We start from the raw sequence: 16,610 nt of genomic DNA on the forward strand, positions 1-16,610 counted from the left end.
GGTGATCACCCATGCCCATGCCCATGCCCATGCCCATGCCCATGCCCATGCCCACGCCCGTATCCACGCCCACCCCCGCCCGGCTCGACGTCGCCCGCCAACTGCTCGACCTGCTCGCCGACACCCGCACCGAGCCCCGCCCCGACGACCAGCTGGAGGCCCTCACCCTCGCCGTGGCCGCCGATCTGCCCGTCCTGCTCTGGGGTGAGCCGGGCATCGGCAAGACCGCGGCCCTCAACCAGCTCGCCGAGGCGCTGGACCTGCCGCTGACCACCGTCATCGCCAGCGTCCACGAGCCGTCGGACTTCTCCGGGCTGCCCGTCGTCGGCGACGACCCGGCGCAGCAGGGCGTCCCGCTGGCCCCGCCGGACTGGGCGGTGCGCCTGGTCCGGGCCGGACGCGGGCTGCTGTTCCTGGACGAGCTGTCCACCGCGCCGCCCGCCGTCCAGGCCGCGCTGCTCCGACTGGTCCTGGAGCGGCGCATCGGTGCGCTCCAACTGCCGCCGGGCGTAAGGATCGTGGCGGCCGCCAATCCTCGTTCGTCGGCGGCCGACGGGTGGGAGCTGAGCCCGCCGCTGGCCAACCGGTTCGTCCACCTGCAGTGGGTGCACGACCACGAGGTGGTGGTGCGGGGCCTCGGTGGGGTGTGGCCGGTCGCCCCGCTTCCGCGGCTCGATCCGGGGGAGCTGTCCGCGGCGGTCGTCTTCGCCCGTCGAGCGGTGTGCGAACTGCTCACCGTGCGGCCGGAGTTGGTACACCGACTGCCCACCAACGAGACCAAGCGCGGCGGCGCCTGGCCGTCCCCGCGCAGCTGGGACATGACGCTGCGGCTGATCGCCTTCGCCACCGCGGCCGGCTCCTCCCGGGAGGTGCTGTCGCTGCTGGTCCGGGGGACGGTCGGGGACGGCCCGGGGCTGGAGCTGATGGCGAGCCTGGACCGGATGGACCTGCCGGATCCGGAGCAGCTGCTCGCCGATCCGGCGTGCGCGGTGCTGCCCGAGCGCGGGGACCTGCGCCAGGTGGTGCTGGACGGGGTGGTGGCCGCGGTGCGCAGCAGGCCGGAGCGCGCGCGGTGGGACGCCGCCTGGGCGGTGCTGGTGCGGGCGTTGGAGACCGGAGCGCCGGACCTCCTGGTCGTCCCGGCCACCACGCTGGCCTCGCTGCGCCGGGAGGGCTGGGAGGTCCCGGCGGCGATCGAGCACCTGGCCTCGACGGTCGCCCTGTCCCGACGGGCCGACCGCGCCGCCGTCCGGGTCGCCGCGCGGACCGACGTGACGGCCGGCCGGTGAGCGCGGGCTCGACGCCGCCGGGCGCCGACGCAACGACCGGACCCGAGCCGGCGCCCGGACCCGCCCCCACACCACGGGACCTCGCCCACAGGGCCAGGCCCACCGCCCGCACGGCCCTGGACGTCGGCAGGCGCAGCCGCCCGGGGACCGGGGAACCGGACGCCGCCGCCACCCCCCAGCCCGGGAAGCTGGACCGCGACAAGCTCTACGCCGCCCGGCTGCAGGCCGTCCGGGCCCGCCCCTACCTGGCGACGGCACTGTTCGCCCTGCACCTGGTGGAGTCCCGGCAGACGCCGACCATGAGCGTGGACCGCTACTGGCGCTGCTACGCCTCCCCGGCCTTCGTCGACCGCACGCCGGTGGAGGACCTGGCCTCGATCTGGGTGCACGAGGTGTCGCACCTGCTGCGCGACCACCACGGGCGCAGCGACCGCCTGGCGCGCGACCTCGGCTTGAAGGGCCCGGCGGACCGGCTGAGGATGAACATCGCCGCCGACTGCGAGATCAACGACGACGCGTTCGGCGACGGGCTGGTCAAACCGGCGGGCGCGCTGACGCCGGAGTTCCTCGACCTGCCCGACGGGGAGCTGATGGAGGACTACTTCCGCGGCTTCAGCTTCGACCTGCGCAAGCCCGGCCTGGCCTGGCTGGACTGCGGCAGCGGCGCCGACGGCGTGGACCGCGACTGGGAGCTCGGCCCGGACGGCGCCCACGGGCTGACCGCCCAGGAGCGCGACGCCGTCCGCTTCCGGGTCGCCGAGGCCATCCGCGGCCGCCCCGGCAACGCTCCGGCGGGCTGGCGGCGCTGGGCCGAGGAGGTGTTCCACCCGCCGCAGCCGTGGCGGCAGCTGCTGGGTGCGGCGATGCGCTCGGCGGTCTCCGGGCCGGGCGCGGGCGGGGACTACAGCTACGGCCGCCCGGCCAGGCGCTCGGTCGGGTTGCCCGGTGTGGTGCTGCCGAGCCTGCGGCGGCGCCCGCCACGGGTCTCGGTGGTGATCGACACCTCGGGGTCGGTCTCCGACCGGGAGCTGGGCAGTGCGCTGCTGGAGGTGGCCGCGATCGGCCAGGCGGCCGGCGGCCGCCACGACCAGGTCACCGTGCTGTCCTGCGACGCGGCCGCCCAGGCCGTCGGACCGCTCTGCCGGGCGGCGGGCATCCCGCTGGTCGGCGGCGGGGGGACGGACCTCCGGACGGGCTTCGCGGCGGCACTGCGGACCCGGCCGCGACCGGACGTCGTGGTGGTGCTGACGGACGGGCAGACGCCCTGGCCGGCGGTGGCGCCGTCGTGCCGTACGGTGGTCGGCCTGTTCCGGCGACCGAGCCGGTACAACGAGAACAGGGGCGAGTACCGGCCGGACGCTCCGCCGGACTGGGCGCGTGTGGTCACCATCGGCTGAACGGCCGCCGCGCACGACAGAAGCACCACAGAAGCGCCGGGGGGAGGGGTCAAAAGAACCCCATGCCCCCCTCCCCCGGGCGACACACGGCTCAGCGGACCATGACCGCCAGCACGCTGCGCCAGTCCTCCCCCGGCTCCGGCTGCAGCGCGGCCGCCAGGGTCTCCGAGCGGTAGTGCCAGGGCCGTCGCAGCTCCGGGTCGGCGTCGGCGCTCAGCTCCACCGCGCTGCCCGACCCGAGCAGCCGGATCAGCTCGGTGCTGAACTCCGCCCAGGACACGTGCCCGTTGACCGCGTTGACGATCCGGCCCGCGGCGGGGCCGTCGGGGAGGATGCAGGCGGCGAGGGCGCGGGCCAGGGCGGCGGAGTGCACCCAGGCGGCGCCGTTCCACTCGCTCTCCCCGTCGGCTCCCGAGGCGGGCAGGACGATGGGCCGGCCCGCCAGGGCCGCCTGGTAGAGCTCACCGGTCGAGCCCCAGCGGAGCTGGTCCCGCAGGCGCTGGTGTGGGCCCCAGACGATCGGGGCGCGCACCACGGTCGCCGGGCCGTGCCCGGTGGCCTCGGCGGTCTCGAACAGCATCCGCTCGCAGTCCAGCTTGGCCTGCCCGTACGCGGTGACCGGCGAGCCGCTGGGAGCGCCCTCGGCGACGTCGGTACCGGTCGGCCGGCCGTACGCGTCGATGCTGCTGACGAAGACGAACGGGCCGCCGGACCAGCCGTCCAGCAGGGTCCGCATGGCGGCGACGTCGGTCTCGTGCTCGGTGAAGGTGCAGGCGGCGTGGATGACGGCGTCCACGCCCTTGACGGCGCGCTGGAGGCTGTCGAGGTCGGCGAGGTCGCCCTCGGCGATCTCGGCGCCGTGCAGGGCCGGCAGGTGCGCCGACTCCGGACGGACCAGGACGCGTACCGGCCGCCCCTGGGCCATCAGCTCCTGCAGCACCGCGGCGCCGACCCCGCCGGTGGCGCCGGTGAGCAGGACGGTGCCGGTGCGGGGCTCGGCGCTCGTACGGTCGCCGGCCCGGGCGATGGCGGCGCGCCGCTCCTCCTCGCGGGCGGCGAGCAGGGCGGCGAGGGCGCGCGGGGTTCGGTGTTCCAGGATGTCGAGGCCGGTGAGCGGCAGCCCGGCGCGGGTGCGCAGGCGTTCGGCGAGCTGGACGGCGACCAGCGAGTGCCCGCCGAGCGCGAAGAAGTCCCCGTCGGCGGGCGGGAGGCTGCCGAGCAGTTCACCGAACGCGGTCCGGACCAGCTCGAGGGGGCCGGTCCGCTCGACGACGGGAGCAGCGACGGGAGCGACGGCGGGAACGGCCCCGGGCAGCCGGTCGCGCTCGACGCCGCCGTCCTCCCCGCGCGGGATCCGGTCCAACAGCGAGACGGCTAGCGGGAGTTCGGCGACCGCGACCGAGCCACGGAGCCGGGAGCGCAGGTCGGTGCCGGTGGGGGCGACCGCTCCGCGGACCACCGCGTAGGCGAGCGGGGGGCCGTCGACGGTCTCGACGACGGCCGCGTCGGCCACCCCGGGGGCGGCCAGCAGCGCCTCCAGCACCGGGTGTCGGTCCTCGGCGGACACCAGGAGTTCGCCGGGCAGTTCGGTGAGCGGAAGCTCCGCGTCCTCGGCCACCGCCCGGAGCACCGCGGCGAAGGCGTCGGCCAGCCGGGCGGCGGTGGCCTCGTCCAGTGCGTCCCGGTCGTGCTGGACCAGGCAGCGCGGCCGCGGGCCGTCCTCCAGCACCAGGGTGAGGTCGAACTTGGCCAGCTCCAGGTCGAGTTCGACGTCCTCGGCGTCGAGCCCGGGCAGGTTCAGCGGCGCCGGGGGCTGGAGGATGTCGCAGCTGGCCGACAGCAGCGGGGTACCGTCGGCGCCGCGCGCCGCCGCGCCGAGGCGCTCGACCACCAGGTCGAAGGGCACCTGGTGGTGCTGCTGGGCCTCCAGCAGGGCGCCGCGCACCAGGGCGAGCGCGTCGGCGAAGGACTCGCCGCCGCCGAGTTCGGCCCGCACCGCGAGGGTGTTGACGCCCAGGCCCACCGTGCGGCGCAGCTCGGGCCGGGCTCGCTGGCCGCTGGCGCAGCCGAGGGTGAGGTCGTCCTGGCCGGCGGCGGTGCGCAGGGTGGCGAAGGCGGCGGCGAGGACTACGGCGAACAGGGTGGCGCCGTGGCGGGCACCGAGCTGCCGCAGGCTCTCGACGGTGGCGGCGTCCAGCGGGGCGGTGTGCAGGGCGGCGCGGCGGGCGCGGGCGCCGGGCGGGAGGGGCCGCAGCAGCGGCAGCGGGCGGGCGCCGGCCAGCCGGGCGGCGCGGGCGTCGGCGGCGGCGGTGAGTTCGGCGTCGCGGGCGCGCTCCTGGCGGGCGTACTCGGCGTACGGCATGCCCGGCGGCGGGAGCTGCGGCTCGACGCCGTCACGGGCGGCGGCGTACAGCGTTCCGAGGTCGGCGGCGAGTACGGGCAGGGAGCCCCCGTCGACGGCTATGTGATGGATGGTCAGGAGCAGGGTGTGGTCCTCGGCCCCGTGCCGCAGCAGCAGGGCGCGCAGCACCGGCCCGGCGGTGAGGTCGAACGGCCGGGCTGCCTCCGCGGCGAGTTGCCCGCTGCCGTCACCGTCGGCGTCCACCACCGGCAGCGGCACCGGCCCGGCGGGCTCGATCTGCTGGTAGGGCTGCTCACCGCGGCGCAAGTAGCGGGTGCGCAGGACGGCGTGCCGCTCGGTGAGGCCGGTGAGCGCGGTGGCCAGGGCCGCCGGGTCGAGCGGCCCGCGCAACCGGGTGGCGACCGGCACGTTGTAGAGGGCGCCGCCCTGGCCGAGCTGCTCCATCAGCCACATCCGCTGCTGGGCGTGCGAGAGCGGGGCCGGGCCGGTGTCCTCGGCGGCCTGCGGGCGGGCGGGAGTCAGTGCGGTGCGACGGCTGCGGGCGCGGCGCAGCAGGTCGTTCTGGTCGCTGGTCATCGCTGTGCTGCTCCCGGGGTGTCGTCGGCGGCCCGTAGGGCGCGCTCCAGCAGTTCGGCCTGTCCGGCCACGGTGGGGTGGCCGAGGAAGTCGGCGAGGGACAGTTCGACGCCGAGGTCCTCGCGCAGGTCGTCGACGACCCACATGGCGAGCAGGGAGTGGCCGCCCTCGGCGAGGAAGTCGGCGGCCGGGTCGGTGATCGGGCGTTCCAGGGCCCGGCTCCAGGCCTCGGCGACGACCTGCTGGATCGGGGTGAGCTCGGCCTCGGCCGGGGCGTGTTCGGCGGCGGCCGGGTCGGGGGCGGCGGCGAGGGCCCGCCGGTCGACCTTGCCGCTGCCGTTGAGCGGCAGTCCGGCGAGGACGGTCCAGGCGGTGGGCACCAGGTGGGCGGGCAGTCGCTCGGCGAGCCGGGTGCGCAGGCTCTCGACGGCCGTTGCGGCGCCCTCGGCGGGGACCACGCAGGCGGTGAGCGCGGCGTCGGCCTGCCCGGCCCGGCGGACCACCACGGCGACCTCGGCGACCTCGGGGAACTGCAGCAGCGCCTGCTCGACCTCGCCGGGCTCGATCCGGAAGCCGCGAACCTTGACCTGGTCGTCGGTACGGCCGTGGAACTCCATTGTGCCGTCGGGCCGTTGGCGCACCAGGTCGCCGCTGCGGTAGGCACGGCCGAGGCCGGGGAGCTCGCGGAAGCGCTCGGCGGTCAGTTCGGGCCGGCCCAGGTAGCCGTGGGCGAGCCGCTCCCCGCCGATCCACAGCTCGCCGACCGTGCCGGCGTCCACCGGTGCGAGCCGCTCGTCCAGGACGGCGGTGGTGGAGCCGCCGAAGGCCCGTCCGATCGGGACGGGGCCGCTCTCGCAGTCGGCCGGGGTGATCCGGTGCGCGGTGGTGAAGGTGGTGGCCTCGGTGGGGCCGTAGACGTTGTACAGCTCCAGCCACGGGAAGGCGCGCAGCACGGCCCCGGCGTGGTCGGGGGCGAGCGCCTCACCGCCGACGGCCAGGGTGCGCAGCACGCCGAAGATCCGGGACTGCCTGGCCGCCAGGTGGTGGAAGAGCGCGGTGGTGATGAAGGCGGTGGTGACGCCGAACCGCTCGACGTCGCGGACGAGTTCCTCGGCGCTGGGCCGGTCGGCCGGGGAGATGGCGGTGGCGGCGCCGTGGGCGAGCGGGGCCCACAGTTCGAAGGTGGCGGCGTCGAAGGAGGGGGTGGAGTGGAACAGCACCCGGTCACGCGGGCCGAGGGCGATCGCGTCGGGGGCGGTGACCAGGTCGGCGACGGCGCGGTGCGGGACCAGCACGCCCTTGGGGCGGCCGGTGGAGCCGGAGGTGTAGTACAGCAGGGCGGGCGCGTCGGGCTCGGCGGCGTCGGGCACCGCCGCGCCGGTGGCCTCGGCGGCTTCGGTGCCGCGCTCGGTCAACACGAGGGTGTGCTCGGCGGGCAGTCCGGCCTCGGCGAGCAGGGCCTTGTCGCCGAGGACGAGCCGTACGTCGGCGTCGGCGGTCATCTCGGCGATTCGCGGGCGGGGGTAGGCCGGGTCGAGCGGGACGACGAGGGCGCCGGTCCGCCAGATCGCGAGTTGGGCGACGGCGAACCGGGCCGAGCGGGCGCAGAGCAGGCCGACCGAGCTGCCGGGGCCGACGCCGCGCGCGGCCAGGACGGCGGCCAACCGGCCGGAGGCGTCGAGGAGTTCGCGGTAGGTGAGGCAGCTGGCGCCGTCGGTCACGGCGAGCGCGGTCGGGTGCTGCTCGGCCTGCCGGGCGACCAGGGCGGGGAGGGTGGGGAGGGTGGGCTTCATGGCTGGTTCCCTTCCGGGCGCCCCGGCCGTGGGGCCGGGGCGCCGCTGTTCAGAACGGGGGTGGGTCAGGCGAGGGAAGCGCTGGGCATCCGCTCCTCGACCAGCCGCGCGATGGCCCGCAGGTCGGGCTGGCGCAGCACCAGGGGGGCGCGCAGCCGCACGCCGTACTCCCCCTCCAGGGCCTCCAGCAGTCGGGCGGCGGCGAGCGAATTGCCGCCCGAGTCCAGGAAGTTGGACTCCGGGCCGAGGTCGGCGCGGCCGATCAGCTCGCGGCAGAGCTTCAGCACGGTGCGCTCGACCGGGGTGTCCCCGTCCTCGACCGCCTCCACCGGGGCCGGCGGCACGGCGGCGAGCAGCGCCGCGCGGTCCACCTTGCCGTTGGCGTCCAGCGGGTACTGCTCGACCAGCCGCACGGTGGACGGCACGGCCTGCTCCGGCAGCCAGAGCCGGACGGCGTCCAGCAGGCCGGCCGGCTCGGCCTCCTCCTCGGTCTGGACGAAGGCGAGCAGCCGTACGCCGGTGGGGGCCGTCTCGGCGGCGACCACGGCCCGGCGTACCCGGGGGTCGCGTTCGAAGGCGGCCTCGACCTCGGCCGGTTCGATCCGCACCCCGCTGACCTTGACCTGGTCGTCCAGGCGCCCGTGGAACTCCAGCACGCCGTCGGCGCGCATCACCACCCGGTCACCGGTGCGGTAGACCCGGTCGGTGCCGTCCACGCCGGGCGGCGCCTCGACGAAGCGGCGGGCGGTCAGCTCGGGGTCGAGGTACCCGGCGGCCAGGCCGCGGCCGCCGATCCTCAGTTCGCCGGCCGTCCCTCTGGGCACCGGGCGGCCCTGCTCGTCGGTGACCAGCAGGACGGCTCCGGGGATCGGCAGTCCGATCGGCGGCGCGCCGGCGCCGTGGTCGCCGCCGGGGGCCATGGTGTGCACGGTGGTGACCACGGTCGCCTCGGCCGGGCCGTATACGTTGTGGACGGTCGCCGTGACCTCCGGTCCGGGGGCGCGGCGCAGCCGGTCGCCGCCGATGAACAGGTGGCGCAGCGCCAGCCCGGTGGGCCAGGGGCGGCCCAGGATCGGCTCGCCCAGCGGGGTCGGCAGCACGCAGGTGGTGATGCCGGCCTCGCGCCACCAGTCGGTGAGCGCGCCGGAGTCCCAGCGGACGGCCTCGGGGGCGACGACCAGCGCGGCGCCGGAGGTGAGGCCGGCCCACAGCTCCAGGACGTGCGGGTCGAAGGACACCCCGATCACCAGGCTGTGCCGCGCGCCGGGGCCGAGGCCGGTCAGCTCGCGGTACCAGTGCAGCAGCGCGCCGAGCGCCGGCTCGGTGACGGCGACGGCCTTCGGGGTTCCGGTGGAGCCGGAGGTGAGGACGGCGTAGTGGGTGCCGACGGGCACGCCGGCCTGCTCGCCGGGCGTCAGGGCGGCCAGCACCCCGCCGGCGGGCAGGTCCAGTTCCAGTCGCTCGCCGCCGGCCGGCAGCACGGCGGACTCGCCGATCAGGCAGGCCGGGCGCAGCTGCTCGGCGACTGCCTGCAGTCGCTTCTCGCCGGGGCGCGGGCCGAGCGGCAGGTGGACGGCGCCGAGCTTGGCTGTCGCCAGGGTGACGGCGACCAGTTCCACGGAGTGGCCGAGGCAGACGCCGACCAGGTCGCCCTCGCCGACCTTGCCGCGCAGGGCCTCGGCGACGGTGTCGGCGAGGCGGTCGAGCTCGGCGTAGCTGTAAGTGTGCTCGCCGTCGATCAGGGCGGGCGCCTGCGGGGTGCGGCGCGCCCAGCTGGTGAACAGGTCGAGGACCGCACCGTCCTGGTGCGGACGGCCGTACCCGATGCTCAGGGATTCCATCATCGTCTCCAGATGCGTGCGTAGTACGTGCGGAGGAACCGTCAGTTCAGGCCCATGGAACGGGCGATGATCACTTTCTGGACCTCGGAGGTCCCCTCGATGATCGTGGTCATCCGGACGTAGCGGTACAGGAATTCCAGTGGGTGGCCGCGCACCCAGCCGGTGGCGCCGTGCACCTGGAGCGAGCGGTCCACGGCGCGGACGGCGGTCTCGGAGGCGGTGAGCTTGGCGAGCGCCGCGTTCTCGGGCGACTCGGTGCCCTCGTCCACCAGCCGGGCGCAGGCGAGGGTGAGCAGCTTGGAGGACTCCACCTCGGCGCGGGTGGCCACCAGGTGCTCCTGGACGTGCTGGTACTCGCCGATCACCTTGCCGAAGGCGCGCCGCTCGCGGGCGTACTCGACGCCGGCCTTCAGCGCGTACTCGGCGATGCCGTTGCACATCGCGGCGACCACCAGGCGGCCGCGGGAGAGGCTGTCCATGGCGAGGGCGGTGGCCGCGCCGATGCCCTCCTCGCCGCCGATGACGGCCTCCGGGCCGACGGTGACCTGGTCGAGCAGAAGCTCGAACAGCGGCTCGCCGGACATCCCCTCGTACCGCTGGCCGATCCGCAGCCCGGGCTGGTCCATCGGCAGCACGAAGGCGGTGGCCCCCGCGTTCGGGCCCTTGCCGTCGCCGAGGTCGGTGGCGGCGACCACCAGGGCGATCCCGGCGTGTTCGGCATTGCTGACGAATGTCTTGCGCCCGTTCAGCACCCAGGTGTCGCCGGTGCGCACGGCGGTGGTGGTGAGGTGGAAGGCGTCCGAGCCGGCCTGCGGCTCGGTGAGCGCCAGGCAGCGGGTCTGCTCACCGCGCACCAGCGGGACGAGGTGGCGCTCGACCTGCTCGGGGGTGCCGTGCCGCAGCAGCGGGCTGGGGCCGTCGGAGCCGGCCAGCGCGTACGGGGCGAGCACGCAGCCGCTGCGTCCGGCGGCGTGGTGCAGCAGCACGACGGCGATGAACGGCATGTCGGCGCCGCCGAGTTCCTCCGGGTAGTCGCCGGCGTAGAAGCCGAGCGCGGCGGAGCGCTTGCGGACGTAGGCCCGCAGGTCGGTCGGGACCTGGTCGGCGGTCTCGGGCAGCTCGGCGGCGAGCGGGACGAGCTCGCGGCGGATGAAGCTCTCGAAGGCGTCGACGAGTTCGCGGTGGCCGTCTTCGAAGACGGCGGACGGGGCGCTCATACGCCCACCTCGCTTCGCTCGGCGAGCGCTTCGCACAACCCGCACCTCTTGATGGTTCGCTCGCTTCGCTCGTTCACTTGCTCTCCCCGGTGAGGACGCGGGCCTGGTCGGCCAGCACGGCGTGGCGGAACAGGGTGCGCAGCGGCGGACGGCTGCCCAGGTGCGGTTCCAGGTAAGCGGCGAGCTGGGCGGCGAGCAGCGAGTGGCCGCCGACCTCGAAGAAGTGCGAGTCCGCGGTGAAGCGGTCGTGGCCGAGCACCTCGCGCCAGGCGGCGGCGATCAGCTCCTGACCGGGGTCGGCGAAGGTGCTGGGCGCGCTCTCCGGCTCCTCCGGGGCCGCCTCGGCGAGCCGGACGAGGGCGGCGCGGTCGGGCTTGCCGCCGGGCAGGGTGGGCATCTCGGCGACGGCCGTCCAGCTGGCCGGGACGAGTCCGCCGGGCAGCCGGCGGGCGAGCGCGGTGTGCAGGGCGGCCTGGTCGGGGCTTTCGGCGCCCTCCAGGAAGCCGAGCAGGCGGGGGCCGGTCCGCGGGTCGGTGTGCAGCACCACCGCGCAGGAGCGGCCGCCGAGTTCGGCCGAGGCGGCGGCCTCGATCTCCTCCAGCTCGATCCGGTGGCCGCGCAGCTTGACCTGGTTGTCGGCGCGGCCGAGGAAGCGCAGTCGGCCCTCGGTGTCGCGGTAGCCGCGGTCGCCGGTGCGGTAGACCCGCAGGCCGCCGAGCGCGGGGACAGTGGTGAAGCGGGCCGCGGTGGGCTCCGGCAGGCCGACGTAGCCCTCGGCCAACAGGTCACCGCTGACCGCGAGTTCGCCGACACCGCCGTACGGGAGCGGACGCAGCGTCTCGTCCAGGACGTGCAGGCGCACGCCGTCGAGTTCGGTGCCGAGCGGGATCTCGCCGTCCTCGGCGACGTCGGCCGCGGTGACCTGGTGGACGGTGGAGGTGACGGTGGCCTCGGTGACGCCGTACGCGTTGAGCACGGTGGTGGCCTCGGTCAGTCCGGCCAGCGCCCGGGCGGGCAGCCGTTCGCCGCCGAGGACGAGCAGCCGGGGCGCCCAGCGGCCGTCGCCCAGCGCCTCGCGCAGGTCCTCGCGGACGGCGAGCAGGTAGCTGGTGGGCAGGTTGGCGACGGTGACGCCGCGGGCGGCGAGCACGGCCACCAGCTCCGGGCCGGTGGGCACCTCGCGCTGCGGCACGACCAGGGCGGCGCCGGCCGCGAGGGCGGGCAGCACCTCCTCCAGGGCCACGTCGAAGGACGGCCGGGCGAACAGCAGGACCCGGTCGGCGGAAGTCAGTTCGTACCGGGCGACGATCGCGGCGACGTACCCGGAGAGGGCCTCGCGGCCGACCAGGACGGGCTTGGGCACGCCGGTGGAGCCGGAGGTGTGGATGATGTACGCGGCGCCGTCCAGGACGGCGGCGGGCTCGGCCTTCGGGAAGGCGGGGCCGTCCAGCAGGGCCGGGGTGACGCCCTCGGCGGGCAGTGCGAGGGCGCTCTGCCGGGTGGCGAGGACGAGCGCGGGGGCGAGCCGCTCCAGCAGCAGGCCGAGCCGGGCGGCCGGGTCCTCGGTGGACAGCGGCGCGTAGACGGCGCCGAGGCGCAGGCAGGCCAGCAGGGTGACCACGCTGTCGGTGCCGCGCGGCAGCACGGCGGCCACCGGCTGACCGGCGGTGACCCCGGCGGCCCGCATCCGGTTGACCAGTTCGCCGACCCGGCGGTCGAGTTCGCCGTAGGTGATCCGCTCGGTGCCGGCCAGCAGGGCGAGCGCGGTCGGGTCGTGGGCGGCGGCCGGGTCGAGTCCGGCCGGGGCGACCGGGACGGCCGGCTCGGCCTGCGGCGCGGGGGCCAGCGCGGCGAGCACCTCCTCGGGCCGGTCGAGGTAGCAGCGCAGCAGCTCCAGCAGGCGCTCGGAGAGCAGCACGGCCCGGGCCTCGCCGAACAGGTCGGCGTCGTAGTCCCAGATCAGGGTCATGCCGGCGGCGCCGTGCTTCTCGCCGACCACCCGGCGGTCGTCGGGCAGCAGCACCAGGTCGAGGTCGAAGCGGGTGGTGCCGGTGTTGAAGCCCTCGTACAGCGAGACGTCGAGGCCGGGCGCCTGGACGTCGGGCAGCGCGGCGTCGTGGGCGCTGAACATCACGTTGAACAGCGGGTTGTCGGCGCCGCCGGTGTGCAGCCCGAGCCGGCGGGTCAGTTCCTGCACCGGCAGGTCCTGGTACGGCAGGGCTCGCATCAGGACGTCGGTGACCTCGTCCACGGCGTCGGTGCCGGAGGCGGTCGGGTCGAGCCGCAGGCGCAGCGGCACGGTGTTGACGAACATGCCGACGGTGCCCTCGTAGCCCTCCGGGCGGTTGCCGACGGCGGTGCCGACGGTCACCTCGCGGTGACCGCTGTGCCGGCGCAGCAGTTCGGCGAACAGGGCGAGCAGGGTGCTGAACGGTGTGTGGCCGTCGGCCTTGCTGCGCTCGCGCAGCCGCTCGGCGAGGTCGGCACCGATCGACTGGCGCAGCTGCCCGCCGCGGTGGCGGCGCTCGACGCCCGGCCGGGCCAGCCCGGGCAGGGTGACCTCGCGCGGGGCGCCGGCCAGCTCCTTGGTCCAGAAGGCGAGGGCGCGCTCGCGGGCCTGCGGGTCGGCCTCGGTACGGGCGTGCTGCTCGTACGAGGGGGCGGTGGCCAGCTCGTAGGGCTGGTCGAGGACGCGGGCGCGGTAGACGGTGAACAGGTCGCGCAGGAAGATCGCGAAGGAGTGGCCGTCGTGGACGAGGTGGTGCTCGACGTGGATCAGCCGGTGGTGGTCCTCGGCGAGGCGGACCAGGTGCCAGCGCAGCAGCGGCGCCCGCTCGGTGTCCAGCGGCTCCTCGGCCTCGGCGGCGAGCAGCCGGCGGAAGACGGCCTCCGGGTCCGCCTCGGCGGTGAAGTCGCTCTGCCGCAGCACGGGTTGGCAGTCCTCGGCGACCCGCTGGCCGGGGATGCCCTCCGGCCGGGGCACCAACTCCAGCCGCAGGCCCGGGTGCTGGGCCAGGACGGCGGCGAGCCCGGTGTGCAGGGCGTCCCGGTCGAGGGTGCCCCACAGGTCGAGGACGCCGGTGAAGTTGTAGGCGCGGCTGCCCGGCTGCATCTGCTCGTGCAGCCAGACGATCTCCTGCGAGGGAGAAAGTGCGAACATGGATGGTTCCCTTGTGTGGTGGGCGTGTTGGCACTGCGGTGGCCGGGTGCGGGGGTGGGGTGGTCCCGGTTGCGGCCGGTGGGATCCGGGCCGCACCGGGGTGGGTGCGCGACCCGGGGTTCCTCGGGGGACTGTGGTCTGAGGGGCCGGGGCCCGGTGACGTGGGAGCCCCGTCGGCCGGGGGTCCGGGGGCGTCCAGGACGTGCCCTAGGCGAGGTGGCGGCGCAGCACGGCGAGCAGGTCGCCGAAGGCGGCTTCGGCGTCGGCGGCCGGGAAGCGCTCGCTGTCCCAGGCGAGGTGCACCGTCAGGACCTCGCCGTGGGAGGCGGAGGCGGCCAGCGGAGCGGCGAGCGGGCGGCCGGAGAGGTGGACCTCCCGGCCGGGTACGCCGCCGAGCACCAGGGGCGGGCGGCGCTGGAGGTCCTCGAAGGTGAGCATCGCGTCCAGCGCTCCCGACCAGGGCGACCCGGCGGCCCGGGCGGCCCGCACCACCTCGTCGAAGGGGGTTCCGGCGTGGTCGAGGTCGTCCCACCAGTCGTCGCAGAGCGCCTCCAGGTCGGCGGCCGGTCGCGGCGGGACGGCGTGCACCAGGGTGTTGAGGAAGCAGCCGAGCACGGCGGGCGCGCCGGGCGGGCGGCCGCCCCACGGGTAGCCGAGGGCGAGCGGGCCGTCCGTGCGGTGCAGCCGCCGGGCGGCGGCGCCGACGGCGTCCAGCAGGGCGGGGAAGAGGGCGCTGCGGGCGCCCCCCTCGACGGCGGGCAGCCGCTCGGTGAGCAGGCCGGCGGCCTTCGCAGCGCCACCGCCCGCCCCGGTCAGGGCGCCGAGCCGGCGGCCCCAGTGGGCGCGCGCGGCGGGCCCGGCGGCGGCCTCCTCGGCGGCCAGCTGGAGTTCGACGGCCTCCCGGAAGGCGGCGACGGCCTGCGGGCCGGGGGCGGCCTCGGGTGCCCGGTCGTGCCGGTAGGCCTCGCCGAGCTCGCCGAGGAGCGCCCCGATCGACTGCTCGTCGCAGGCCGCGTGGTCCAGTGCGAGGGCGAGCAGCTCCTCGCCGCCGTCGGACTGCCGGGCCACCAGCAGGCGCAGCGCGGGCCCGTCCAGGGGCCAGTCCAGCAGCGCTTCGCGCAGCGCGCCCTCGGCGCTCCCGCCGGGGGCCACGGCGACCCGGGCGACCTCCGCCGAGGGGCCGCCGGTGCGCAGCACGGGTGTGCCGCGGACGGTCGCGAAGGCGCCGCACAGCGCCGGGTGGCCGGCCGCGACGGCGGCTGCGGCCCGGCCCAGCCGGTCGAGGTCGAGGGTGCCCCCGGGGAAGGCGAAGAACAGCGGGGCGAGGTCGGAGCGGCTCTGCGGCGCGAGCCTGCGGGTGATCAGGAACCGCCGTTGGGCGCCGGTCAGCGGGAGCAGCTCCACCGGCGATTCGGCGGCGGCGGAGCGGTACCGGGCGAGGTAGGCGGCGGTGATGCTGGCGTGCACGGAACGGTCTCCGGTTTCCGGTGTCGGCTCGGGTCAGGAGGTCAGGGGGCGGTGGGGCTCACGGCGGAGTGCTCGGTGCCCTGGGCGGCGTGGCCCTCACGGGCCGACGGGGCCTCCACGGCGTCCTGCGCCTCTCCGGCGCGCTGGGCCTCCGCCGTGTGCTGGGCCTCCGCCGCGAGCTGGGCCTCCCCCGCGTCCACGGCCCGGGGCTCGTACGGCGCGGCGGGCAGCTCGCGCATCCCCCGCAGCGGCGACAGCAGCAGCGGCACCGGCACCAGCAGGAAGCCCACCGCGCACAGCCACAGCGCGGCGCGCGGGCCGGCCCAGTCGGCGACGAGTCCGCCGCCGAGCGCGCCGATCGGCAGGGTGCCCCACACCAGGAAGCGCATGGTGGCGTTCATCCGGCCGAGCAGCTCGGGCGGGCAGACGCTCTGCCGGAAGCTCACCTGCGCAACGTTGTAGGCCACCGCGCCGAACAGCACCACGCCCGAGCCGAGGCCGAACAGCAGGGCGCCCGCCGCGCCACCGGACAGCGGCCACAGCACCGCGAAGGGCGCGGTCACCACGGTGGCCAGCCAGATCAGCCGGGCCTGCCCGACCCAGCGCGCCAACTGCCCGGCGCAGAGCGCGCCCGCCAGCCCGCCGACGGCGGAGGCCGACAGCAGGGCGCCGATGGCCCCGGGCGACAGGTCGAGCACCCGGACCCAGAAGACCGTCTGGACGGCCATCAGCACGGCGGCGAACAGGTTGGACGTGGCGGTGGCGGTGGCGATGGCCCGCAGCAGCGGGTGGCCGAGCACGAAGCGCACGCCCTCGGCCACCTCGGCGCGCAGCGAGCGCCCGGGCTCCGGTTCCGGCTGCGGCTCCTCGACCCGGATCCGGGCGAGCAGCAGGGCCGAGGCGAGGTAGCCGCAGGCGTCGGCCACGATGGCGACCGGCGCGCCGAGCAGCTGGACCAGCCCACCGCCCAGGCCCGGACCGGCGATCTGCGCCGAGGAGCGGACCGTCTCCAGCGCACCGTTGCCCGCCACCAGCTGTTCGCGCGGCAGGACGGCGGGCAGGAGGGACTGGTGGGCCACGTCGAAGAAGACCGTGGCCACCCCGGTGACCAGCGCGACCAGGTAGAGCTGGGGCATGGTCAGCACCCCGAGCGCCGCCGCCGGCGGGATCGACCCCACCGCGAGGCAGCGCACCACGTCGGCGCGGATCAGCACCGGGAGCTTGCGCATCCGGTCCAGCCAGGCGCCGGCCGGCAGGCCGACCAGCAGGAACGCGGCGGTCTCGGCGGCCGTGAGCAGACCGACCTCGAACGGGGTGGCGTCGAGCACCACCACCGCCACCAGCGGCAGGGCGACCAGGGTGACCTGACTGCCCGTCTGGGCCGCCGCGGCTCCGGTCAGCAGGAGCCGGAAGTCGCGGTGGCCGAACAGACGGGCCTGGCGAGGGTGAAGCTTCTCGTTCATCGATGCGACTCTCGGTCACACATTCGACACGGGGCAAGCACCAGG

General features: G+C 76.2%; 9 protein-coding genes. 2 read left to right on the top strand and 7 right to left on the bottom strand.

The features are described 5' to 3' along the window. The first annotated feature begins 41 nt into the window (after positions 1-41). Positions 42-1,289 (top strand): AAA family ATPase, encoded by a 1,248-nt coding sequence (locus tag BOQ63_RS07815; RefSeq protein WP_030284763.1) that lies wholly within the window; start codon positions 42-44, stop codon positions 1,287-1,289. 188 nt (positions 1,290-1,477) lie between these two features. Continuing rightward, positions 1,478-2,686, top strand: coding sequence for a vWA domain-containing protein (locus BOQ63_RS07820; RefSeq protein WP_030552921.1), 1,209 nt, complete (start codon positions 1,478-1,480; stop codon positions 2,684-2,686). A gap of 91 nt (positions 2,687-2,777) precedes the next feature. On the opposite strand, the gene BOQ63_RS07825 is transcribed toward BOQ63_RS07820, so the two are convergent. The 7 genes from BOQ63_RS07825 to BOQ63_RS07855 all read right to left on the bottom strand — a co-directional run bounded on the left by BOQ63_RS07825 (position 2,778) and on the right by BOQ63_RS07855 (position 16,565). Further along, a complete protein-coding gene (locus BOQ63_RS07825) occupies positions 2,778-5,624 on the bottom strand; it encodes a condensation domain-containing protein (protein WP_150475728.1) in 2,847 nt (948 codons plus the stop codon). After that, entirely contained in the window at positions 5,621-7,417 is a 1,797-nt protein-coding gene (locus BOQ63_RS07830; RefSeq protein WP_150475730.1) for a non-ribosomal peptide synthetase, read from the bottom strand. The genes BOQ63_RS07825 and BOQ63_RS07830 overlap by 4 nt, the downstream gene beginning before the upstream one ends. Before the next feature lie 65 nt (positions 7,418-7,482). Next, positions 7,483-9,258, bottom strand: coding sequence for an amino acid adenylation domain-containing protein (locus BOQ63_RS07835; RefSeq protein WP_223885867.1), 1,776 nt, complete (start codon positions 9,256-9,258; stop codon positions 7,483-7,485). 41 nt (positions 9,259-9,299) lie between these two features. Then, positions 9,300-10,475 (bottom strand): acyl-CoA dehydrogenase family protein, encoded by a 1,176-nt coding sequence (locus tag BOQ63_RS07840; RefSeq protein WP_030284753.1) that lies wholly within the window; start codon positions 10,473-10,475, stop codon positions 9,300-9,302. Positions 10,476-10,548: 73 nt separating this feature from the next. After that, entirely contained in the window at positions 10,549-13,635 is a 3,087-nt protein-coding gene (locus tag BOQ63_RS07845) for a non-ribosomal peptide synthetase (protein ID WP_150475732.1), read from the bottom strand. A gap of 207 nt (positions 13,636-13,842) precedes the next feature. Continuing rightward, on the bottom strand, positions 13,843-15,102 hold the full coding sequence (locus tag BOQ63_RS07850; protein ID WP_150475734.1) for an amino acid adenylation domain-containing protein: 1,260 nt from the start codon (positions 15,100-15,102) through the stop codon (positions 13,843-13,845). A gap of 41 nt (positions 15,103-15,143) precedes the next feature. Next, positions 15,144-16,565, bottom strand: a complete 1,422-nt coding sequence (locus tag BOQ63_RS07855) for an MFS transporter (RefSeq protein WP_150475736.1) — start codon at positions 16,563-16,565, stop codon at positions 15,144-15,146. Positions 16,566-16,610 lie beyond the last annotated feature (45 nt).

The sequence above is a fragment of the Streptomyces viridifaciens genome (assembly GCF_001888885.2).
GTDB classification, from domain to species: domain Bacteria; phylum Actinomycetota; class Actinomycetes; order Streptomycetales; family Streptomycetaceae; genus Kitasatospora; species Kitasatospora aureofaciens.

Excerpts from the sequence above, each read along its gene's own strand:
- BOQ63_RS07815 (WP_030284763.1), top strand. The coding sequence starts at position 42 with ATGCCCATGCCCACGCCCGTATCCACGCCCACCCCCGCCCGGCTCGAC.
- BOQ63_RS07825 (WP_150475728.1), bottom strand. The coding sequence starts at position 5,624 with ATGACCAGCGACCAGAACGACCTGCTGCGCCGCGCCCGCAGCCGTCGC.
- BOQ63_RS07830 (WP_150475730.1), bottom strand. The coding sequence starts at position 7,417 with ATGAAGCCCACCCTCCCCACCCTCCCCGCCCTGGTCGCCCGGCAGGCC.
- BOQ63_RS07835 (WP_223885867.1), bottom strand. The coding sequence starts at position 9,258 with ATGGAATCCCTGAGCATCGGGTACGGCCGTCCGCACCAGGACGGTGCG.
- BOQ63_RS07840 (WP_030284753.1), bottom strand. The coding sequence starts at position 10,475 with ATGAGCGCCCCGTCCGCCGTCTTCGAAGACGGCCACCGCGAACTCGTC.
- BOQ63_RS07845 (WP_150475732.1), bottom strand. The coding sequence starts at position 13,635 with ATGTTCGCACTTTCTCCCTCGCAGGAGATCGTCTGGCTGCACGAGCAG.
- BOQ63_RS07855 (WP_150475736.1), bottom strand. The coding sequence starts at position 16,565 with ATGAACGAGAAGCTTCACCCTCGCCAGGCCCGTCTGTTCGGCCACCGC.